This is a genomic window from Micromonospora radicis, assembly GCF_003583405.1.
GTDB classification, from domain to species: domain Bacteria; phylum Actinomycetota; class Actinomycetes; order Mycobacteriales; family Micromonosporaceae; genus Micromonospora; species Micromonospora radicis.
The window spans coordinates 1-20,920 of record NZ_QXEC01000043.1; the positions used below are offsets into that span (position 1 = coordinate 1).

The window sequence follows — 20,920 nt, forward strand, 5'->3', positions numbered from 1 at the left end:
ACGGACCAGTCGCAGCAGGGTGTCCTTGGCCACGGGCAGCCCCAGCCGTCGCGCGAGCCGAGCCGCCGGCCGGGCCGCGAGGGCGACCGCCATCTGCACCAGCTGCTGCTGCAACACCGGCGTCCGCCGTCCGTGCGGATGGGTCAGACCTGGTACCTGTTCCACGAACGTCAGCGCAGGACACACCTGAGACACGCACTTGAAGCGCCGGACCAACAGATCGATCACCACAGCGCAGCCACCGAGCGCAGCGTCGGTAAGCCGACGCCGATACGTGCCGTGGGTACGCACCGAGGTCATGCTGCAGTGCGGACAACGACTTCCACGTGTCCTCGGCCGCGCCCTCAGCACGATCATCGCGGCCGATCGCTCGATCTCCTCGATGACGACGCCAGACAAATGCGGGAGGACCTTGAGCAATGTGGACTGCACCGCGAGGATCTTGGCGCTCGCCTCACCACCGTCACAAGATCAGCGACAGAGCCAGATCAGCCGTACCTAGCTCTGCACTCCAGGCCGTACCCCGACAGCCGTCATGCGATGAACTGGAATATCTTGCCGTTCTCCAGCGGCTGTGGGGCGCCGGTGAAGCGGTGAACGCCGACGGAGTACAGCACGTCGTCGGGAGCGGTGAACGCTTGTTCGGAGAACCCTGCGTCGGCCAGCCATCTTCGGACAGCCGGTGTCAGGTCGGGTGCTCGTCGTGTCCTGGTCCAGATGACCGTGGCGTCGGCAGCGCAGAGCTGCGGCAGCGCGTGAATGGTGGTGTGGGCGTCGGCGTCGCTGATGTTGCCCAGGACGCCCGCCATGATGACCAGGTCGGCGGGTATCGCCTGCCGGTATGAGGCGAGGTCACCGGCGTCGGCCTGCGTGACGGTCACCGTGTCGAGGCCCTCGGCGATTGCGCGGGTCCGGGCCTCAGCGACGTTGCGCGGTTCGTACTCGATCAGCGTGGCGCTGACTCGCCTGGCGTCCGGACGCGACGCCAGCACGGCCAGAATGTCGTGACCTTGGCCGGCGCACATGCTGACCACAGACACCGGTTCCCCAGGTCGCTCATCGAGCCACGCGGCGATGTGCTGCTGGACCAGCCTCAGCCGGCGCGCCAGGGGCGAGCCGGGATCGGTGTAAGGGCTGCGCCAGGCGTACCAGTCCTTGCCGTCGTTCATGAGCGCCGAGTCTGCCAGTGTCACTGCGCAGCGGCGGGCGCGGACATGCCGAGCATGGGGAAGGCCTTGCCGGGGTGGCTCACCATACCGAGTGCCCGACGCTGCCGCGCTCTCGAACTGGGCACCCCTAATAACGCTCAGCGCCGACCGAGTGTCCCCGGTCATGTCCGTGACGTTCCTTCGGTCTCAGTGCTGCTTTGCAAGGTGCCAGGGTGTGAGATCGAGGTTCGGATAGCGCAACGCCATGCCTGCCAGTGTTTCCGGTGTCCAGTACGGGTGCCCTGCCGGCGGGAACCCGAAGGTCTGTAGCTGGCGAGGAGTGGCCCGGCCGACGAATTCACCCCATTCGTCGGAGAAGCTCCGGTCGGCCCAGGCAACTCGTTGGCCCCATTGAAGCTGGGATGGACGGAAACACAACTGCATGCTGTACCGCGCGCCGCCGGGCGCGGTCAGCTGGGTGCCGCGGTGGAAGGTTCCGGGTTCGAAGGCGATGACAGTGCCCGCCGGTCCGGCCCCCGACACTTCCATCTGGTACAGGTTCGGACTGTGGCTGTCGTCGTCGAAACGGGAGCCGCTCCCTCGTCCCGGTCTGAGGAACCAGTTCGGTATGGCTGGGAGGTGAGCGGTGTGCCTGCGAGAGACCAGATGCGGCGGCCCGAGTTCCTCGGGGACGTCGTTCAGGAAGAGAAACATCTCGACCTGTCGACAACCTGGCGCCGCACTGGGGACCAGGATCGTGTGGTTGAGGTAGTCCCGGTGCATGTCCTGGTCGTAGTCGCATGCGCCGGTGTACTTGGCCCATGCCTCTGCCCCGTAGATGTGGATGTCGCGCTCATCCAGCAGGGCCTCGGCGAGCGCCAAGACCCGGTCGTTCACCGCCAGCAGGCTCAGCTCGGTACTTGCGAACGGAAACGTATCAATGCCGGCGAACTCATCCCCGATGAACCTGTCTCGACGCGGGTCGCTGCCGGCGTGGAACCCATCGGCCGTAGGGAACATCTGACTCAGCTCAGCAACCGCCGGTTTCAACTCGTCAACGGGGACGAATCCGGGAAGAATTACGAAACCGTCCCGCTGCCAGGCGGCCACCACATTGTCGAAGCCCATCACGCCAGCGTCACCGATCCATGATTCGCAGGGCAACCGATATTCACACGCGAACGGCCCTGCGGTCGACGACACCGCCCTGATTGCCGCGATCGGGATGGCTGGCCGCAAGATCGGGTGCACGCTCATGCCGCCGACTGCGCACGCTGGTAGCCCTGCTTCGAGTTGCTTGGCCTCTGCCGTATGCCTGAGTGATCATGTCGGTATGACCTGTGTCGTCGAGATCCACGTTCCGTTGGTACCCACTCCGGGTCTTGACTCGGGTGCCGACGCGTTTCCCTGGATCGACCAGGTCGAGGACTTCCTGGTCGACCTGGAAGACGAAGGCGCGGCCGAGGTGCACGATGACGGCGAGGAACTCGGCGACGTGTATGTCTTCTACATCGGCGGAGAGACCGAGGCCAGCTTGCTGACCGCCACGTCACGGGTAGCAACTCTCGACGATGTGCCGAACGGCGTTTTCGCCATCACCGGTGACGGAACCGAACGACGGATCGACCAGGGCCCCGGCAAAGTCGTGACGGTGTCTGACTTGTGAGGCTTGGAGTAGAAGCGCCGTTGTTGGTGGCAGCAAGATAGGCCAAGGGCTTTGCGTAGTCGGCTGAGGGTGTTTCTGACCTGGGGGTTTGCGGTGTCGCTGGCCTGATTGGAGGGTGGCGTAGGACGGGTGCGGTCCGTCGGTGATCATGTAGTTGCTGAGACAACATGACACCGAGAAGGACCACACCCGCGCATGTCATCATCGCTGATCGACGTGATCCGTCAGCACGCCCCCGCCCCGTTCGACTCCTCGACTGCTCCGCCGCCGTGGTCGCCGACGTCCTCGACGACGCGGGCCTGCTCGACGACGATCGGCAACCTGCCATCCTCGCCTGGTTCACGATCAGCACCGCCAGCCTGCCCGCTCTCATGCGCGACGAGCCGACCGAGTGGCTTCAAGAGATGCGCCACGGCTCGACCAGCCCACCCCGACGCAAACCCCGCGCCGACAGCACCATCAGCACACACCTGCGCTGGGCGCTGCCCACCCTGCAGCAGTGGGCCACCCGTCATGTGGTGTGAAGCGCCGCGCGTCACGGCGCTTCCGCGGAGGCGGGCAGGGTGACCGTCTCAGGTGATCGTGTCCTGCCAAGGATCGATAACCTCGACCCCTGTGTCGGTGAAGTCCTTGGTGTTTCGGGTGGCGAGGGCGGCAGTTTGGGTACGACAGATGGCGGCAATCTGGGCGTCGAAGCCGTCGATCGGGTGGCCGAGCCTTTCCCTGCCAGCGACTACGTCGGCGTAGGCGCCGGCTGCGGCCAGGTCGAAGGGCAGTACCTGGCGAGGAAAGGCGGCGAAGATCTCGTTGGCGGCTTGGTGCAGTGATTCCCGGCGCTGCCCCTCCGGCAGCCGAGCGATGCCGTAGCGGATCTCGGCGACGGTGACGGCTGTGGTGAACAATCCGGCGCTCGAACTCTGCTGGAGCCACGCGACGACCGCTGGCGCGGGCTCGGCCCGCATGAGTTCGGAGACGACGTTGGTGTCGAGAACGATCATCACTCGGGCAGGCTCGCCGCACGGGGTGGCGTGGAACGGGCCGGTAGATCCAGTTCGACGCCGCCGAGTCGGGCGAATCGATCAGTGAGTGCGCTGAACAGATCGGTTGCCGGCACATCCTCGGCGACGGCCGCGGTGAGGATGTGCCGGATCTCGGCTTCCATGGATCGGCCGTGCTGCGCAGCGCGGAGGCGCAGCTTTTCCCGTACCGCGTCGTCGAGATCTCTGATGCTGAGGGCCGCCATCGCTTCTCCCGTCACCTGAGCCAATGAGAGCAATGCTAGCACCCGTAGCGGGTGGGTCACCGCAGCTCCGCCAGAACGACATACATCCGGTGCATGGCTGACAGCGTCAAGATCGGCACCAGGGTTCCGGGCTCCTCGGAACGAGGATTATCAACCCTGGCGCCTTCCGCTGCCCGCGTGCGGCGGGCCGACGGCGGCATGCGCCAAGGCGCAGCCAAGCAACTCTCCACCTCGCGCCCCATTTGCGGCATGAGCGTGCACCCGATCTTGCGGCTGGCGCCGCCCGGGCCGCGGCCGGATGGCGTGGGTCGGGAACCGTTGCAGGGCATGGATAGACTTCGCTGTCACGGGCGGCCGGGAAGCACCCGGTGGTGAGGAGGACCCGATGACACCTGAACCGTGTACGGACGGCACGTTCCGGCACCTGTCCGTGGACCTCCACCCTCTGGGCGGCGGGGACGACGGGATGACGGGTTACACGCTGTGTTCGGCTCCGGAGCGTCCGGTCCGGGGCGATGATCAGTCGGCGATCGAATTTCCGTACGACCTGTATCGCACTGACACGTGCGTCGACATTGCCGCGTTGCCGCCGTGTGTGGAGTGCCTGCGGGTGGCAGGGTTGCTGGCCGACCCCGATACGGCGCCGCCGCTGCATCGCAGTCCCCGGCTGGACTTCCCCGCCGAGTTGACCGGTGACGCGATTCGGGGCCTCCTGGCCACCGACATCGCCACCGGCGCCTCGCTCGGCCGGCGGGCCGCCGTGCATCTGCTGACCTTCACCGCAGTCCCGGACCAGCCGGGCTTCGCTGACTTCGTGGAGCGGATCAGTCTGGTGTGGGGCGCGGATGGCACCGTGGAGACGGGGCAGGTCCGCGATTGGGCGGTATTGGCCGGCTTCGCCGCGGATGCCGACGTGCCGGACCGTGACCGGCAGATGATCGCCGTGGCCGCGAGCCTCGCCGGTGGGCCGCCGGTCGGCCTCGACGCTGTCGTCAGCTTCGTCGATGATCCGGCGGCGGCCCGGCGGGTGATCGAGGCGATCGCGATCGCCTCGGGTCACGGCGACCGGTGGGAGTTCACTGAGAAACCAGCCCCGAACGTCGACATCTGAGCACGGTCAGGTGCGCGCCCCGGCCTCTGCCCGAGAGGCGCCGGGGTGGGTACCACGCAGGGCAGGCCCCTTCACCTCGATGAAGATGCCGTGCATGACGGCTTCGCCGATGTTCCCGTTCGTGTGCACCGGCTCGCCAGCCCAGCACGCCACTACGCCCAGAGAAACAGCCGGCCGGGGTTCGTGACAGCGAATTTGCCGGGGCCGGAATCACGTTCTCTCGAACCCGCTTCTCCACGCACTCGATCAATTATCGTGGATTGATTGAGGAAGAGTGAAAGCTCGGCATCGTCAAGCTCGCGCGGACCCGCCCGGACACCCGCGGACAGATCGACACGCAGGGGATGCTCGTCGCACGAGCAGCCACCGAGCAGCCACCCGTCCCTCATGGACAGAAACAGACAAGGCCCTGACCACCGTTACGGCAGGTCAGGGCCTTGTCGATCTTGTGCGCCCGAAGGGACTCGAACCCCTAACCTTCTGATCCGTAGTCCAGTCCATCGATGAATCGACAAGTTGTCCAGCCCAGTCCAACCGCGTCCCACTCAGTCCGAACGGGTCCTCGCAGGTACGGGATTCAAGCGACACTTACCGATGTCATGGATGGCGTCTAAATCCACCCCAGTTCCAATGAATCCGTGCCAGTACCCCGACGTCCGAGCACCCACCGAGCACCCACGGGCCCTCACAACCTCCGCCGGACCACATCGCCCGATGGTCTTGCCTCGATGTGGTGGTGTATTGCGGCGAGCCGCGGCATGAAGCCCGAAAACATCACGAGATCTCTCTCGGCGATCTCGCTGCTCTGGTGCCTGATCACCCGGCCCGTCGGCATCACAGCACCCGATCGCTCATTGCGACAGCGCCGGACAGGCCTCGTCGGGGTCACTGCGCCAAACCGGTCGCGACGTTGACGACAAGGTCTTGGCACCACAGTTGGGCTAGGTAAGGGCAGCAGGACGACCCCGTGCAGCCCCTGTCTGCCACGCGAGTCGGAGCATCTGCCTCTTCGCCAGTTCGCGGATCTTCTGCCCGTACCGAAACGTGCAACGCTGCGAACGCGCTCACGGTGACATCGACGTCGGACATGCCGCCGGTTCGGAGGTCGTCCAATACATTGCGGGCGCGATCCTGATCAAACTTCAGGCCGTAGCCGTTTCGCCGTAGAACTTCAAGCGGTCCAAGTGCTCGCGCAGCCGTTTGCTACCGATACCGGCCGATGCTGGCCTAGCTCGAAGAAATTGAGGAAGCGGACTGGCCCGTGCCACAGGTGCCCTCGACGGTTAGCCGGGAGGAGCAGATACCCGGTCAGCTCGGCTTATTCTGACGACTGCCTCGGTTGCAGCAGGAGCTTCTTCGCTCCGGGCGCCCCGCTGTCGATGGCTCGATTCACCGCTGCCTCGGCCTCCGGCCGATCGCCGGTCTTGATGGCCCATTCGGCCATCGTGACCAGAGCGTGGGTGTCGCCGGCGGACGCGAGCCGTTCCAGCAGTCTCTTCGCGCCGGCATGGTCGCCGCGTTGGTATCGCGCCTCGGCGACCCAATGCCATCCGCTGTCCTTTGGTCCCAGGTGTTCCAGCCGTGCGTACTTTGCGGCCAGATGTTCGGCGGTGGCCTGGTCGCCCGCCTGCTCGTACGAGGCGGCCAGCCGGACCAGTGCGAAGACTTGCCCGACGCTGGTCAGCCGCCGGTAGAGTCGGCGCGCGGCACGGACGCGACCCTGCCGCTCGCGGAGCTCACTGCCAGCTCGAACAGGGACCAGTGCAGGCCTCCATTGAAGGCACGCCAGAGCAGAGCCGCGCCTCGGCGCTCGTCACCGGAACGCGCGAGGACATGCCCGGCCACACGCTGGGCATTGGGATGGCCCGACTCGATCGCGAGGTCGCAGTACCTCGTGACGAGCGCGGGGTCGTTGGCCGTCGTGGCGAGAATGACCATCTCGGTGATCGCATCGTCGAAGCCGAGTGCCATCGCGCGCCGCATCACGGCGAAGGCGCGTGGCAGGTCGGGGCCGGTGTACCGCCACGCCAGGCCGGTGAGCGCCTCCCGGTTGCCGTGCCGGAACGACTCCTCAGCGAGCCGGAGAGCGTCGTCGTGTTCGTCGCGTTCGGCGAGGTCGCGGGCCTGGTATTCCACCTCTCGCGCCCCGCCGTTGGCCAGGGCGGTCTGGTAGAGCTCGTCGGCGACCTCATACCGCCCTTGGCGTGCGTGCAATGATGCCAAGCCGACGAGGGCGTGCGGGTTGGTGCCGTCATCGGCCAGGGAATACCAGGCTTCGGCAGCGTCGTAATCGCCCGAGTCCTCGCATCGGTGACCGAGAACCAGCTGCGACCGAGTATCTCCGTTCTCCGCCGCGAGTTCGAGGTACGGCGATGCCTCGTCGCGGCCCTCGTCCTCTTCCACCATCGCTGCGAAGGTGGCCAATCCGGCTCGATCACCGCGGACCGCCGCCTCCAACGCCAACCGGTGGGCGATCTCCCGCCGATCGCGCCGGTACGCCGCCCTGGCCATGGCCGCCGCATCCCCGCCGGTGACGTCGTCGCGCAGCGCGGCCGCCCAAAAACCGTCCGGTGGGCGGCTGCTCTGGCGGGTGCGCTTGCCGTGCTGCTCCAAGTAGTCGGCGAGCCGGAAGTCGTCGCCGGCCCGCGACAACGGTCCCCGGGCGCCCTGACACAGCGGAAGTAGATAGTCCGTAAGGGCACGGTCGAACCAGTCGATCGGCAGGGTGGCACGTTGCAGGTCGGTCAGGTAGGACTGGGCCGCGGCGGCCAAGAAGCCACTTGGTAAGACTTCGCCCCAGCCGAGACGGCGGGCGTCCATCGCGGCGTGCAACACGGCTCGGGCCACCGGGTCGGCCGTTCGATACCGCTGGATCTGCGCGGGGCCGCCGGCGAGGTACTGGGTGATGTGCCCTTCCTCGGCCCGGGCCAGGGCCTCGGCGAGGCGGGCGTCGGTGACCGCGGCCTCGGCGAGTCGGCCCGACTCGACGTCACCGAAGGTCTCCGGGACGGGAATCAGGTTGCCCGTGACGAGGATCCGCGCGTTCGGCCGGGTCTCGCTGCCGATCTCGACCTCGGCCGGGGCCAGGCGCAACCGGTACTCGTGCCAGAGCGTCCCCAGGATCAGTACGGGGGTGCAATCGGCGCTGCGGAGTGCTTCCGACAACCCGGCCGCGATCGTTTCATCCCGGCGAACGTCGTCGGTGTACAGATAGCGAGGCAACTCGTTCAGCCACAGCACGGTATGCGCCCCGACCGACGGCAACCGCTCGACCAGTTCGTCTGGCGACGCCGGGTGCCACAGGCGCCAATGGCTCGGCAGGCGGTGGACCTGTTCCCAGGCCGAGCGGGTCTTTCCCGTCGAGGAGTTGCCGAGCAGCAGTGCGTTCCGCTGGTGCCAGCGGCCGCCTTCTGCACAATCTTCTCGAGATCACCGTCGTGCTGGCGAGGAACGTACGGTGGCAGCTCGGGGAGGTCGGTGGTGTCGCCGAACGGGGTGATCGCCTCGTGAACCTCGAGGGCGAACGGGCTCCCCGCCTCGGATATCAGGCGGCCAGGGCCCTCGTCCATTCCGGACGAATAGCAGGGTTTCGTCGCGCGCCGCAGGAGCTCGGGGGCAGCGGAGGCATCGAACACCTGCCGGCGCTTGTCGATCGTGACGGTACGGGAAGCCCGTCGCGCCGGATCCGCGAAGGCGGCCTGGATGTCGACCCACCAGGCCTCGTTGTCGTCTGGGTGCGATAGGACCAGGATGACCGTGGCGTTGCCGCCCAGCCAGTAGTGGAGGTCGCGTTCGCGGCAGGTGTAGCGGAAGGACGTGTCGGTCTCGCCCGGGAACGGCAGCGTGCTGGCCTTGCTCTGCACCAGCAGCGTCAGGTTGAGAGCCTCTTGAGTAACGGGATCGATGAGCTCGATGCGGCCGTCAATTCCATGATCGAGCCGGTGTGGTTCGAAGAGGAAGCCCATCGCGGTCACCCGGGTATGGATCAGCGCCACGCCAGCCTCACCGATAAGGGTTTGCCGGCTGACCTTCTTGCCTCGAGACACGACCCGTCATCCTCACGGCTCGACGCGAAACCTGACTCCGGGCGAGTATGCCTCGCGGGTACGACGACTCCGGCGGCCGAGCGCAAATGTCGGCTACCCGACAGCTGATCGCCAGCACGTCGCCGCAGGACAATGGGGGAGTGTGGATCTAAGGCGGGACTGCATCGATTTCGGCTCTGGCTCACTTTCGGTGGTAGCAGAGAGTAGCGATCTCAACGGCTGGGTGGCTGCGCTGTTTAAATTGGTGCAACCAGGGCAAACAGGGCAGCGAGTCGGGGTCGCGCGCTTCCGGCGAAAACCCCGCGACATCAGCGTCATCGGTCCGCGCGTGCATCTGCGAGGTCGCTACGGAATGTCACCACCAAAAGTGAGCCAGAGCCCACACGTCGGTGGTCAGGCGCCACGGTTCGGTCGGTAGTGCACTGCCCCTCCGGTCGCGTGAGTGTCGCCGCCGCCCGCCCAATACCCGATGATGAGCCACAGCTCGTAGTGCAGGAGCCATTCGGTGGTCCAGGGCAGGATCGTGGTCGCCAGGAGCATGTGGTGTTTCCACTCGCCCGGGTAGTACAGGCACAGCTCGTCGCCGGGGTAGACGTGCGGGAGCGCCTCCGCGTCTGAGTGCAACTCGAGCACAGGCGGGTCGATGACGGTGACCTTGGGACGGAGTCCGTGCCGGTACGTCAGACGCACGGTGTAGGTCCGGCTGGCCGGCGACGGCTGAAGCCGGACGGTACAGGTGAGCTCGCCGCCGCGGACGGCGCCTTCGGCGTCAGGCAGCACGGTGGTGATCGCGACGAGCTGCCTGGTGAGGTTAACCGCGCGGGTGGGGATGCTGACCATGGAATGTGTGTCGTGGGACGCGCGGTCCGGACGCGGTCGTGGTGAGCAGGCCGCCGGTGGCCATGTGCAACTTGCCGGTCTTCACCTGGATGGTCCGGCGCTCGGCGAGCCGCTGGAAGGAGCGTTGCACGGCGTCGGCGGTGAAGCTTTCCGACATCCGGGCGGCGAGGGCCGGGAGTCCCTTGTGCTGCAGATGCACGAGCTCGTCGAGCAGAAGAGCGAGGTCGTTGTGCCAGCGGAGGAAGGCTTTGCGCCGCTCCGGATACTCGTTCCACTTGTCGGCGAAGTTCTCGTCCTCGTGCGCCGGGTTGGGCACCCAGAACTGGCCGTGGCGGTTCTCGACGTACGCGTTCATCCGGTCCATCACGGCGCGGGTGGCGCTGAAGAGGTCGGACTCGCCGAGGTAGGCGCGGGCGGCGAGGGTGGTGATGAGGACCGACGGGGGCCGGTGGTCGGTGTCGTCGGCGAAGTACAGCATGGCGTGCCACTTAAGGATCTGCACGGCCCGCTGCAGGGTGCTGCGCACCTGCCAGTCGGGCACGTCGGCGACGTTCGCGTGCCGCTTCGCCTCGACGAGGCGGCGATCGAGCTGCGACTGCTGCTGGAACCAGGTGGCGTAGCCGATCGGGTTGGAGTGCTGCCACAGCCGCAGTTGCTTGTCGGTGAGCAGGATGCCGGTGGGCGGCAGGTCGGCGTCCGGGATGGTGGGCAGGACGTCGAGGTGGAATCCGTCGTCGGGGTAGCTCAGGGTCCAGCAGCGGCGGGTGGACACGCAGCTGGCGGGGCCGTCACCGTGGCCTTGGTGGTGCTTGAACCGCACGAAGGCGTGCAGCATGCGCCCGACGCGCTCTTTAAGTTCGGCCTGGGTGGTGGACTCCTTGGCGATCGGCAGCCAGCACACTAGGTCGATGTCGTACTCCCCCGCCGGGGTGTTCGGCCGCACGACGGTACCGAGCCGGAACGAGCCCTGCGGGTAGATGCGCCAGTCCGGGGTGCCGTGCTCGGCCAGCCAGGTGCCGACCTCCTCGTACTTGTCGACGGCGAGCTGGTACAGGTGCGGGGAGATGTCGAGGGTTTCGACGGCGCCGTCGAGCAGCATCGACAGCATCTCCTCCATGGTGTCCATCTGTTCCACGGTGTGCATGGGTCAGTCCTCCCGGGCCGGGTAGTGCGGGACGTACGCCGGCGCGGTGTGGTCGGCGAAGCAGCGGGTGAAGGCCGGTGATGCGTCGCGGCTGTGGTGCCCAGCGAGGCCGATCAGGGCGTCGGCGTCGACCTTGTCCAGGGCGAGCGCGCCGGTCGGCACGGTCGGGTTGAGCCGCAGGACGTTGTCCTTGCCCAGGAAGTGGCGGACCTGCTTGGCGGCGCTCTCGCTCTGGGCGCGCATGAGGACTTCGACCGCGTCGCGCGCCCAGGGGAACAGGCCGCCCCGGTCGAGGCGGCGGCTGCGGTGCCGCCGGTCAGTCGTGGTGCCGAGGCTGAACACTCGGATCTGCTCCAGCGACACGCCGAGCGGGCCGACCGCTTCGGTCAGCGCGACCATCGCCGGGTTGTTCGCCCAGATACCGCCGTCGACGAGCCGGGCGCCGCCCAGCGGCATGCCGGGCAGGTAGGTCGGCGCGGCGGCGGTGGCCATGGCGACGTCGACCGCACGCTCACGCCAGTCCCGCTTCAGCGTCGGCAGGTGCGGGGTGCGGAACAGGTAGACGTCGTCCGCGCCGATGTTGTACGAGGTGATCAGCAGCCGCTTGGTGCTCTGCCCGAAGGTGCGCTCGCCGAGGACTTCGGTCAGCGCGGTGCGCAGCGGCTCGGCGGCGTACTTGGCGCGCAGCAGGTGCCGCACGCCGCGCAGCCGGCTGCGGTCGCGGAAGATCCGCGAGCCGTGGTCGGTGTAGAACTGCAGGATCTCCCGCGGGGTGAGGCCCAACCCCAGGCCCAGCGCGATGATCCCGCCGGTCGACGTTCCGGCGATCAGGTCGAAGTGGTCGACGATGCGGATGTCGAGGTCTTCCTCGAGACCCGCCAGGACCGCGGCCGAGAACATCCCCCGCAGCCCGCCCCCGTCCAGTGACAGGATCTGGAACCGATCGCCGCTCACTGGTCGTACCCGCTCCACCACCTGTGTGCCTCCGTCTCGGGCCGAGCCTGTTGTCGACCTTGTCTCACGATACTTCACGGCCAGACCGTTTCATGCACCGGATAGGTCTACGAAACAGTTGCGTAGAGGTGACCCGTGCATGAAACGCTAGAGTCCGGGGTAATGGACATCTGGTTCGGCGACAACGAGACCGCCGAGTTGTGTAGCCGGGCAGCCAAGCTGACGGCGCGCTGGGGGGCGGCGGGCGGGATGGCGGTCGGCCGCAGGCTCTTGCAGATCGAGGCCGCTCCGACCGTCGAGGCGCTGCTCGCACTTCCGGGCGGCCTGCGCCGCGATGCGACGGACGACACGTGGATGATCAACGTTGGCAACGTGGCGGTCATCCGGTTCGCCCTCGACGACCGGACGTCCGACGGCGCTGGCACCGTGCGTGTGCTCTCCGTAAGCGATCAACCAGCGGGAAGGACTCGCCGATGACAAACACCGGTAACACCCGGCGGTTCCGGCCCGACTACGCGGTCCCGCCCGGCGAGACGCTGGTCGAGGTCCTCACCGAACGCGGCATGAGCCAGGCCGACCTGGCGCGGCGGACGGGGTTGTCCACCAAGCACATCAACCAGATCGTGCTCGGCACGGCGACGCTGAGCGCCGAGACGGCTGTGAGGCTTGAACTGGTCACCGGCGTGGCGGCGCAGGTGTGGACCGGGCTGGAGGCGGCCTACCAGGTGGCGCAGACCCGGCTGGAGGAAACCACCCGGCTGCAGGCGCACGTCGACTGGCTGAACCAGCTCCCGGTCGCGGAACTCATCCGCAGAGGCTTCGTCCGCAGCGACACGTCGCCGGTCGAACGGCTGCGCGAGGTCCTTGCCTTCTTCAAGGTCGCCTCACCGGACGCGTGGCACCAGGTCTGGGCGGTACCGACCGCCTATCGGCAGTCCCGCGCCTTCGACGTCGACTACGGCGCGCTCGCCGCGTGGCTGCGCATCGGCGAGATCCGGGCCGACCGAGCCGACCTACCACCATTCGACCGCAGCCGGTTCCGTGACCACCTCCCCCGCATACGCGCCCTCACCAACATCGAGGACCCCCAGATCTGGCTGGCGCAACTCGAATCCCTGTGCGCTGGCGCGGGCGTCGCACTCGTCGTCGAACGCGAGATCGTCGGCGCCCGCATCAACGGCGCCGTCCGCTGGCTTCCCAGCGAACGACCACTCATCCAGCTCAGCGTCCGGCACCGCTGGGCGGACATCTTCTGGTTCACGTTCTTCCACGAGGCAGCACACGTCCTTCTGCACGACCGCAGAAGGTTCACCATCGTTGACGGCATCGACCGCCCCGACACCGACAACGCCATGGAACTCGAAGCAGACGACTTCGCCGGCCGGGTCCTGCTACCTCGACCGTTCGACAGCCGCCTGGCCACTGTCCGTTCCCAAGCGCAGGCCGTCGCTCTAGCGAAGGAAGCCGGTGTCCATCCCGGCATCGTCGTCGGCCGCCTCCAGCACGACAAGACCATCCCGTACAGCCACTTCAACCGCCTCCGCACCCGGCTCGCGTTCACCGACGAGTAGTCCGCTCCATCGGCTCTTCCTCGACTCACCCCAATATTCTCCCCGAACCGCCGGCCGTAGATGGCATCCACCGACCCGGACTTCGCCGCCGCCGGTGCCGACCGGACGTCTATCGAACGCGCCCTGCGGGGCTTCGAACAGGTCCAAGCCCTGGTACTCGCGACTCTGCCGCCACGGCGGCAGGGACTTCTTCACCCGGGTGAAGTGGGACGATGCCGCTGTCCGTGCTGACGTCCGCGAGTCCGTCGGCCACCACCTCGGTGAGGCTGGCGCTGCCGGCTCTGCACTGCCGTGACCCTGTCCAGCTGATGGTATGGCCTACGAATCCGGCCTGATCGCGCCCAGCGCCGACAGCTTTAGATCAAGGCCGTGAAGTTACGGGCCGTCTGCGGGCGTCAAGATGCTGATTTCGAGGGTTGCTTGGTAGGTGCGTCGGTCGACGCGGAGGCTTTTGTACGCGTATCTCGATAGCGGTCGTTTCACAGCGCGAGGGCTGATGCGGAGTCGGCGGGTGGGCATGAGGCGGTCGAGTACGGCGCGTCCGATGGTGCCGATCAGGTCGATGACGGTGTCGGCGATGATGTTCGCGGCCTGGATGACCTGGTCGCGGGCGGTTTGTAGCGCGATGCTGAAACTGGCCCGGTCCGGTCGGTGCCGGTCGTGGTGGCCGCGTCGGTGATCGCGATGCGGATGGCCTGGTAGGTGGTGAGTAGGGCGTAGATTTCCTGGTCGATGGCCGAGGGGTGGTTGCTGCGCAGGACCCGGCGGCCGAGCATGCTTTTCTTGATCGCGAAGAACGCTGATTCGATCTCCCATCGCTCGTGGTAGAGCGTGACCAGGGCGGCTGCGGTGTGTCGGCGGTGGTCGAGCAGGGTGGTGGCGAGGCGGTAGACGCCGGTGCGCCGGCCGGTGGTGGTGGCGATGGTGATTTCGCATTCGATGATGCGCACGTCGAGGCAGCCGATCCGGGACAGGAACGAGCCGTCGCTCAGGTGCCGCAGGACCGGTGGTTTACGGACGGCGGTCAACCGGGCCAGCAACGCCGCGCCGGTCCCGGCGACCTGTTCGAGCAGGGTGTTGCTGGACAGGCCCCGGTCGAGCAGGACGATCATGCCGGGGTCCAGGGACCGGGTCAGCCGGGCGGCGTAGGTGGCTTCGCCGGTGCTGCCCGGTCCGAAGACCGCATCGATGATCGCGCGGGTGCCGCAGGCGACCAGGGCGACCAGCGAGATCTGGGGATAGCCGCTGGCCTGGGTGTACTGGTTGGACCGTTTGCCCAGCCGGGTGCGGGTGGCGGGGTTGTCGGGCACGTCCAGGCAGGTCCCGTCGATCGCGACGACCAGCAGGCCGCACCAGCGGGCACCGATGGTGCGGATCGCTGCGGCGGGTTCGCGGAGCAGGTCGAACAAGGCCCGCAAGGGTCGTACGCCGAGGCGTGCTCGGGCGTGCCACAGCCCGGTGCCGGTGATCTTCGGGATCGGCAGGCCGTCGAGAGATCCGGTGAGTTTGCGCCAGACCGTGAGGTAGCCGCATTCCTCGAACAGGGCGGCGGCCAGTAGCAGGTAGACCACGACCCGGGCGGGTAGCTTACGCAGCCGTTGCTGGGTGGCGCCCTGCTCGGCGAGGACGGCATCGACCATGTCGAACGGGACGATCTGAGTCAGCTCGCCGAGATGGCCAGGGGCGAAGACCCCGTCGGCGACAGTGACCTGGCGGGTGATGGCAGACTGAAGGGACAGCGGAGCTCCCTCGGTGACGGATGTCTTTGGTCGGACAACCCGTTTCTACCGGAGCTCCGCTTCCTTCATGTACCGGGCATAGACCAGGTCAGACCGCCTGTTGACTACCAACCCGTACACCTAACTTCACGGCCTTGAGCTTTAGATCCAACCGTTTCCGCGTGCGTGGACGATTGCCTCGGTGCGGTTGGCGACACCCCATCGTTCGTAGACGGCGCGCAGGTCGCGAAACATCATTCTCTCGGAGTAACCCGCGTGCGCGGCTAGCCGCGCGACCGTGAAGCCCTGGGCGAGCAGGCGTATCCACGAGATCTCGATCTCCGTAGGGACATGCCCGGCTTGCGGTGACCGGGGGAGTGACGTCAGAGCCCGGACCACGTCGGCCGGAAGGAGGCTGCGGCCCGAGGCGGCTGCCGACAGGACGCTGCGCACCGTACCGGCGTCGGCCTCCCGCGCCATTACGCCCACGGCGCCGGAGGTCAACGCTCGCACGCATCGGTCCACATCGCCGTTCTCGATGACAGCAACTACCGCGGTTCGCGGCCGGCTGTCCCGCAGCCTCGCGAGCAGCGTCCAATCTGACGGACAGAGCAGGGTCAGCAAAATGATATGCGGCCCTGCATACCCACTCCAGGTGAATAGATCGGCGGGAAATTCGACATCGTGGTCGGTGTCGCGCATTACTTGAGCGATCCCCCGACCGAACATGGGAAGCGGATCGGAAACGGCGATCCGAATACGACTCGACAAGCTGCTCCTACCGTTATTCGCCAGTGCGAGCGGAGGCCGGAAGGCAGTGCCGACCCGGCGTGGCCACGACAGGATACCGCCATGGACGGCACTTCACTGCCATCAAAGATGTCATAGACGCGCAGAGTGCCGGCACGGTAACTTCAGGCGTACATACCTTGGCGTCGCCATTATTCCCGACCGTGCCGGAAATCCTATTTGCGCTGGCGGACAATCAGTTCCGCGTGGCGACCTTTGCGCCTTTGTCTGCAACCGAGGAGTGACGACAGTGGTCAATGAAAATTATCGATCCATTGGCCCGGGCGATGCTCCCTCGAATCGGAAGGGATGGCGGCGCGGTGACTGGGTCCGACGACGACATCCCCGGCCAGGTCAGGAGCCTACGGGCGAGGTCGTGCACGTCAACCGGGCTGGCCTGCGCCGCCTCCGGGTCCGCTGGGCCGACGGGACCGAAAGCAACGTGTCGGTACGGTCGGTGTTCAAGATCTAGTAAGAGAAGGGTGACGCGGAGCCCCGGGCCACCGCTGTCATCGCCGCGACCAAATCGTCATCGGCCCGCTCGCCGAAGGCACCGAGCAGGGCGGTGCTGCGATTAACGGCACCCCGCGCCGAGGTGATCTGACGAGCCCGCTCGAAGGCTTCCCCAGCCTCGGCGAGGCGTCTGCGCCGCTGTGACTCCTCGATCAGGGCGAGGCCGAAGGAGGCCAGTCCTTTGGCCTCCCACGCGAGATAGTCGCCGGGTTCCCGGCCGATGCGCTCGCTGGCCCCGTCCCGCGAGGTGAGGAACGCCAGCCGCGCCCGGTCTCGCATCCGCTGGCGGAACGCGGCTATCCCGAGCAGACCGTTCGCCCCAACCGCACGATCCCCGCTGTCCAGCCTCGCGCTGACCTCCGCGGCGACGAGCGCCTCGTCGTCCCGGCCACCGAGACACAGGTACGCCAAGCCCAGGTTAAGGTTGGCCTGTCGGATCAGACGCGGATCGCGGGTACGCACTCCCAGTTCGGCGGCACGCCGGGCCGGCTCGACGGCCTCGCTGGCCGCATCCGAGTCGATGTGAACGGCAGCCTCGCCGTTGAAGCACAGCCCCAGGGCGACCTCGTCCTCGGTAGCCGCTCCGGACGCGACGGCGGCACCTTCCTGCAGCAGGGCCAACGCCGATCGCGGCTCACCGATCTGCCCGAGGGCCCAGGCATAGTCAATGAGAAGCAACGGGAGGATCCGGTCGCGCTCCACGGTGTCCAGCAGCGCGCGAGCGTTCGCGAGCGCCGTGCTGAAGGCGCGCAGCGCCGACGCGTGGTGGCCAGTCCGAGCCAGGCAGAGCGCCAGGTCAGCGCGGACGATCACCAGCTCGCGTCTTCTGCCCAAAATGCGGCATTGCCAAACCTGCCGGCGAAAGAGTCGCGCGGCGTGGCTGAACTCGCCGGCTTCGAAGCGGACGGTCGCCAGCTGGATGTCGAGCATAAGCCGGGCCTTGGGCGCGCCGAACCAGGAGCATTTCCGGCGGGCCTCCGCCAGTTCGACAAGGGCGTCTTCGATGCGTTCCTGCTGTTGCAGCGCCGCGACGATGCGGCGGCGGTTGTTCGCTTCCTCGGTGTCGTCCCCAATTCGGCCCCTGACCGCACGCCGCCATTCAAGCAGTGCGTTGCTCTGTCCCCAGCGGCGCAGGTGGTAGTCCTCAATGGTGTTCATGACCTCGTATGCGCGACGGCAGTCCCAGGCCCGGATACGAAGGTCGATTTCGCTGAACGCGGGCCGCAGATCGAGCAGACTTCGAACCCGGGCCACCCGGCCTTCCTCGAAGTACCTCGCGGCGTGATGCCACATCGCAAAGCGGGTGAAAGGCAGAGGCACCCGGCGGTGGTCGTCGAGATCGCCACGTTTCAAGCCCCGGACGACTCGGTCGCTCTCTGCGGGCGGCAGGAAGTAGTGGCCGTGGTCGTGGTGGGCGACGCGCCGTTCGTGCAGGCCCCGCAGGATCGGGGCGCTGTCGACACCTGGCACCAGGGCTGCCAGCAGAAAGTCGACTGCCTCCGGTGGGACCGGCCGCCCGTAGACCGCGAGCGCCTGCACGACCCGCTGCTGCGTGCGGTCGAGGTTGCTGAAGGTCGCCTCGAGCAGCGTCGCCTCGACATCCGGCAGAGGCACCCGCTCCAGTTCGTCGAGAAGGCGGGGCACCGGTGTGCCCGGCTCCTGCCGCAGCACGCCAACCAACAACTCGAGGATGCGCGGGTTCCCCTGACTCAGCATGTACGCACGCTGCCGGTCGCCCGGCTCCATCCGGTACAGGGCCAGCGCCGCCCCACGGTCAAGCGCGATCAGCAGGGCGATGGCGTCGTCGAACGGCAGTGGGTTCATCGGGACAAATCGAACATTGGCTGGTAGGTCACGGCGGAGCTGCTGCGGCCGCCCGCCCGCGACCGTCAGGACCAGCGTCGTTGCGTGCCCAGGGCGACCGGCCAGCTCCATGACCAGCGCGCCCAGCTCCCGGTCTTGGAAGGCGCCGTCGTCGAGCAGATGTTCCGCGGCGTCGAGGATCACGACGACCGGGGTGTTACGAAGTGCTGCCAGCACATCGGTCAGCTTCTCGCGCCACTCGACCGGGTCGTTCAGACGCTCCTCGAGCCGTGCCCGGCCCGAGCTCTCCGGGAGTGCCCGGGCCAGGTCGGCGAGCACGACGGCCACATTGATGGACCGGTATCCGTCGGCCGAGAGGTAGACGACGGCATCCGCCTCCGCCTCCGCCTCCCTCGCGGCGAGCCGGCGCCGGAGCTCCGCCGCGAACGCCGTCTTGCCCACGCCGGCGACCCCGTGGACCACGACCACCCGAGTCGAGGCATCGGCTATTGCCTCCTCTACCCGGTGCTTCTCGGACACCCGATCGTGGAACTCGGCCGCCGGGACAAACGGCGCCTGGTTGACCAGCCGGACGCGGCTGTCCGAGACGGTCTCCTCGGTGAGATCTGCGGGCCTGACCACGTCACGACGGCGGCCCGCGGCCCTCCGGCGGCGTAGTTCGTCCTCCAGCCGCACCCGCTGCTCACGGTTGTGAATCGCGAGCCTTCGCCGCTGCGCGCCGTCCGCCCGTTGCTCCTCCGCCTCAGTCCGGGACAGCTTCTCCTCCAGCATCCGGCCCACCCGTCCCTGCATCGAGATCTCGGTGATCCGGCCAACGAGATTGGCAAAGCCCTCGTCTCCGCAGTCCAGCACCGGTGCGTCGCGCAGGTCGTCGTGCGGCACCTCGATCCCATCGGTCCGGAAACCGATCAGATCGATGGCGCCGGTCAAGGCTGCCTTGATCTCGCGCTTGCAGCCGGGGTCTATGGTGCTGCGCTCGGAGAGCAGGACCACCACAACGTCCGGGCGGCTCAGACCGCGGCGGGGCGACTCGCCGGCCTCCTCCCGGTGCCGCAGGACGTGAATCGTCCAGTTCAGCGCCCTCACTTTGGCGACGTCACCCAGCCGGTGCTGTAGGTCGTAGGCGGCGGCCCGATCAGCCGCGGCCGACACCAGGGACACGATCACCTGCTCCGGCTTCTCGTCCGTCTCCGGCTCTGCCGGGACCATGTCCCTTTCTTCCACGAACCGTAGGAACTCCGCCCCGGCCCTGGTCGCGACATGGAAGAACCAGCGCTGCACGGCATCGCTGTGGTTCCGGTAGGTGGTGTGCGCCAAGGCACCGGCGAGCAACGAAAGCAGATACTGCGCCCGCCATTCGACCCGAAAGGGCGTGGGTTGTCCGGCCGCCCGTAGGACGGCCCTGAGGATCTTGCCCGTCCTCTCCGGTCCAGAGGGTTCGCCAGTGCCGGCCAAGAGCAGATGGACCAACTCCTCCGACGCCGACGCCTCAGGAGTGACGCCGAGCTCGGCCGCAGCGGCCGAGAGGCATAGCGCGACAAGATCGCGGGTCAGCGGAGCGGCCGGGTCGAAGGCCGCCAGGTCGACGACCCTGATCCGGTTAGTCTCCAGCGGCAAGGCATCAGGGACGAGGATGTTGCCGCGGTGCAGGTCGCCGTGACTCAGGCCGTACATGTACTGGATCACGACATGCCGCACGGATAGGCCGGATCGGACCATCGCGACGGGATTGGGCAGCCGGTCAACGCCGACATGCTCGTCCCCAGGCCGTACCAGGCCGTGCTCGTCCGCCCAGCGCTCAATCCGCTCGATTGGCTCCCGCAGCTCGTGGCGCAGATAGTTGTCGACGGCGTCCCGGTCGAGCATCACTCGGTCCGGCCATCGGTCGCCGTTCCACTCGGTCAGGACAAGCCGCGCCACGGCCCCGCAACCTGCCTCCTGCATCTCGGGAGACAGTTGGTCGATCGGGCGATAGTCCAACAAGTCGCCCGCAATGTCCTGGAACATGATGTAGCGCCCGTCGCCCACCTCACAGGGCCGGCCCAACTGACGAACCAGATAGTGCTCGGCAAACTCGGTGTTCTGCTCCCAGGCCAGCTCGTGCAGGCCCGTCTCCCACTCCTTGCCTGCCGGAATCACCTTGATGATTTGCTTACGCGAGAGCCAGCCACCGCCGGGTTGCCGAACCTTGAAGAGAATTGCGGTCACCACGGCACCGGTGAAACCCGACGCGCTCCACTTGTGGTCCGGCAGCTCGACGATGCCCCCACCGGCCCTGGCCCAGCGCCGCAAGGCCAACGCCACCTCTGTACCCAGGAACGCGGCGAGCGGGTCGACCGTCGGCGCCATCCGG

Annotated in this window: 17 protein-coding genes and 1 pseudogene; 5 read left to right on the plus strand and 13 right to left on the minus strand. The window is 67.3% G+C overall.

The window, feature by feature from the left end:
- The 3 genes and pseudogenes from D2L64_RS27180 to D2L64_RS25785 all read right to left on the minus strand — a co-directional run.
- A pseudogene (locus tag D2L64_RS27180) lies at positions 1-432 on the minus strand (ISL3 family transposase); the annotation flags it as partial.
- A gap of 101 nt (positions 433-533) precedes the next feature.
- Complete coding sequence (locus tag D2L64_RS25780) at positions 534-1,169, minus strand: class I SAM-dependent methyltransferase family protein (protein WP_119579815.1); 636 nt, start codon at positions 1,167-1,169, stop codon at positions 534-536.
- A gap of 186 nt (positions 1,170-1,355) precedes the next feature.
- The gene (locus D2L64_RS25785; RefSeq protein ID WP_119579799.1) at positions 1,356-2,405 is read right to left on the minus strand and encodes a phytanoyl-CoA dioxygenase family protein; all 1,050 of its coding nucleotides are present in this window, start codon (positions 2,403-2,405) and stop codon (positions 1,356-1,358) included.
- A gap of 76 nt (positions 2,406-2,481) precedes the next feature.
- Between D2L64_RS25785 and D2L64_RS25790 the strand changes: the two genes are divergently transcribed.
- Together D2L64_RS25790 and D2L64_RS25795 are read left to right on the plus strand one after the other, a co-directional pair.
- Entirely contained in the window at positions 2,482-2,814 is a 333-nt protein-coding gene (locus D2L64_RS25790) for a hypothetical protein (protein ID WP_199714781.1), read from the plus strand.
- 269 nt (positions 2,815-3,083) lie between these two features.
- Positions 3,084-3,338 carry a hypothetical protein gene (locus D2L64_RS25795; RefSeq protein ID WP_119579800.1) on the plus strand — a complete coding sequence of 85 codons (255 nt, stop codon included), beginning with the start codon at positions 3,084-3,086 and terminating at the stop codon, positions 3,336-3,338.
- Between the two features lie 48 nt (positions 3,339-3,386).
- Here D2L64_RS25795 and D2L64_RS25800 read toward each other — a convergent pair whose 3' ends face one another.
- Entirely contained in the window at positions 3,387-3,812 is a 426-nt protein-coding gene (locus D2L64_RS25800; RefSeq protein ID WP_119579816.1) for a type II toxin-antitoxin system VapC family toxin, read from the minus strand.
- Positions 3,812-4,072 (minus strand): FitA-like ribbon-helix-helix domain-containing protein, encoded by a 261-nt coding sequence (locus D2L64_RS25805; protein ID WP_233559151.1) that lies wholly within the window; start codon positions 4,070-4,072, stop codon positions 3,812-3,814. Before D2L64_RS25805 ends, D2L64_RS25800 begins: the two co-directional genes overlap by 1 nt.
- A 283-nt stretch (positions 4,073-4,355) precedes the next feature.
- Between D2L64_RS25805 and D2L64_RS25810 the strand changes: the two genes are divergently transcribed.
- Entirely contained in the window at positions 4,356-5,168 is an 813-nt protein-coding gene (locus D2L64_RS25810) for a hypothetical protein (RefSeq protein WP_233559149.1), read from the plus strand.
- Positions 5,169-6,848: 1,680 nt separating this feature from the next.
- Here D2L64_RS25810 and D2L64_RS25815 read toward each other — a convergent pair.
- The 5 genes from D2L64_RS25815 to D2L64_RS25835 form a co-directional block, all read right to left on the minus strand.
- Complete coding sequence (locus tag D2L64_RS25815) at positions 6,849-8,408, minus strand: tetratricopeptide repeat protein (protein WP_119579803.1); 1,560 nt, start codon at positions 8,406-8,408, stop codon at positions 6,849-6,851.
- Entirely contained in the window at positions 8,396-9,214 is an 819-nt protein-coding gene (locus tag D2L64_RS25820) for a DUF4365 domain-containing protein (RefSeq protein ID WP_147376316.1), read from the minus strand. Before D2L64_RS25820 ends, D2L64_RS25815 begins: the two co-directional genes overlap by 13 nt.
- A 393-nt stretch (positions 9,215-9,607) precedes the next feature.
- Positions 9,608-10,054 (minus strand): hypothetical protein, encoded by a 447-nt coding sequence (locus D2L64_RS25825; RefSeq protein ID WP_119579805.1) that lies wholly within the window; start codon positions 10,052-10,054, stop codon positions 9,608-9,610.
- Complete coding sequence (locus tag D2L64_RS25830; protein ID WP_199714783.1) at positions 10,026-11,198, minus strand: nucleotidyltransferase domain-containing protein; 1,173 nt, start codon at positions 11,196-11,198, stop codon at positions 10,026-10,028. Before D2L64_RS25830 ends, D2L64_RS25825 begins: the two co-directional genes overlap by 29 nt.
- Before the next feature lie 3 nt (positions 11,199-11,201).
- Positions 11,202-12,152 (minus strand): CBASS cGAMP-activated phospholipase, encoded by a 951-nt coding sequence (locus tag D2L64_RS25835; protein WP_119579806.1) that lies wholly within the window; start codon positions 12,150-12,152, stop codon positions 11,202-11,204.
- A gap of 162 nt (positions 12,153-12,314) precedes the next feature.
- Between D2L64_RS25835 and D2L64_RS25840 the strand changes: the two genes are divergently transcribed.
- Both D2L64_RS25840 and D2L64_RS25845 read left to right on the plus strand, forming a co-directional pair.
- Entirely contained in the window at positions 12,315-12,629 is a 315-nt protein-coding gene (locus D2L64_RS25840; protein WP_119579807.1) for a hypothetical protein, read from the plus strand.
- Positions 12,626-13,723, plus strand: coding sequence for a HigA family addiction module antitoxin (locus tag D2L64_RS25845; RefSeq protein WP_119579808.1), 1,098 nt, complete (start codon positions 12,626-12,628; stop codon positions 13,721-13,723). The genes D2L64_RS25840 and D2L64_RS25845 overlap by 4 nt, the downstream gene beginning before the upstream one ends.
- Positions 13,724-14,277: 554 nt before the next feature.
- On the opposite strand, the gene D2L64_RS25855 is transcribed toward D2L64_RS25845, so the two are convergent.
- The 3 genes from D2L64_RS25855 to D2L64_RS25865 all read right to left on the minus strand — a co-directional run bounded on the left by D2L64_RS25855 (position 14,278) and on the right by D2L64_RS25865 (position 20,916).
- Positions 14,278-15,363, minus strand: a complete 1,086-nt coding sequence (locus D2L64_RS25855) for an IS4 family transposase (RefSeq protein WP_233559150.1) — start codon at positions 15,361-15,363, stop codon at positions 14,278-14,280.
- A 240-nt stretch (positions 15,364-15,603) separates the two neighbouring features.
- A complete protein-coding gene (locus D2L64_RS25860; RefSeq protein WP_147376317.1) occupies positions 15,604-16,143 on the minus strand; it encodes a helix-turn-helix transcriptional regulator in 540 nt (179 codons plus the stop codon).
- Positions 16,144-16,698: 555 nt separating this feature from the next.
- Entirely contained in the window at positions 16,699-20,916 is a 4,218-nt protein-coding gene (locus tag D2L64_RS25865) for an AAA family ATPase (protein WP_158603552.1), read from the minus strand.
- Positions 20,917-20,920: the final 4 nt, after the last annotated feature.

Bases quoted from the DNA above. Each gene is read 5' to 3' on its own strand.
- D2L64_RS25780 (WP_119579815.1), bottom strand. From the start codon at position 1,169: ATGAACGACGGCAAGGACTGGTACGCCTGGCGCAGCCCTTACACCGAT.
- D2L64_RS25785 (WP_119579799.1), bottom strand. From the start codon at position 2,405: ATGAGCGTGCACCCGATCTTGCGGCCAGCCATCCCGATCGCGGCAATC.
- D2L64_RS25790 (WP_199714781.1), top strand. From the start codon at position 2,482: ATGACCTGTGTCGTCGAGATCCACGTTCCGTTGGTACCCACTCCGGGT.
- D2L64_RS25800 (WP_119579816.1), bottom strand. From the start codon at position 3,812: ATGATCGTTCTCGACACCAACGTCGTCTCCGAACTCATGCGGGCCGAG.
- D2L64_RS25810 (WP_233559149.1), top strand. From the start codon at position 4,356: ATGGCGTGGGTCGGGAACCGTTGCAGGGCATGGATAGACTTCGCTGTC.
- D2L64_RS25825 (WP_119579805.1), bottom strand. From the start codon at position 10,054: ATGGTCAGCATCCCCACCCGCGCGGTTAACCTCACCAGGCAGCTCGTC.
- D2L64_RS25830 (WP_199714783.1), bottom strand. From the start codon at position 11,198: ATGCACACCGTGGAACAGATGGACACCATGGAGGAGATGCTGTCGATG.
- D2L64_RS25840 (WP_119579807.1), top strand. From the start codon at position 12,315: ATGGACATCTGGTTCGGCGACAACGAGACCGCCGAGTTGTGTAGCCGG.
- D2L64_RS25845 (WP_119579808.1), top strand. From the start codon at position 12,626: ATGACAAACACCGGTAACACCCGGCGGTTCCGGCCCGACTACGCGGTC.
- D2L64_RS25855 (WP_233559150.1), bottom strand. From the start codon at position 15,363: ATGGTCGATGCCGTCCTCGCCGAGCAGGGCGCCACCCAGCAACGGCTG.
- D2L64_RS25860 (WP_147376317.1), bottom strand. From the start codon at position 16,143: ATGCGCGACACCGACCACGATGTCGAATTTCCCGCCGATCTATTCACC.
- D2L64_RS25865 (WP_158603552.1), bottom strand. From the start codon at position 20,916: ATGGCGCCGACGGTCGACCCGCTCGCCGCGTTCCTGGGTACAGAGGTG.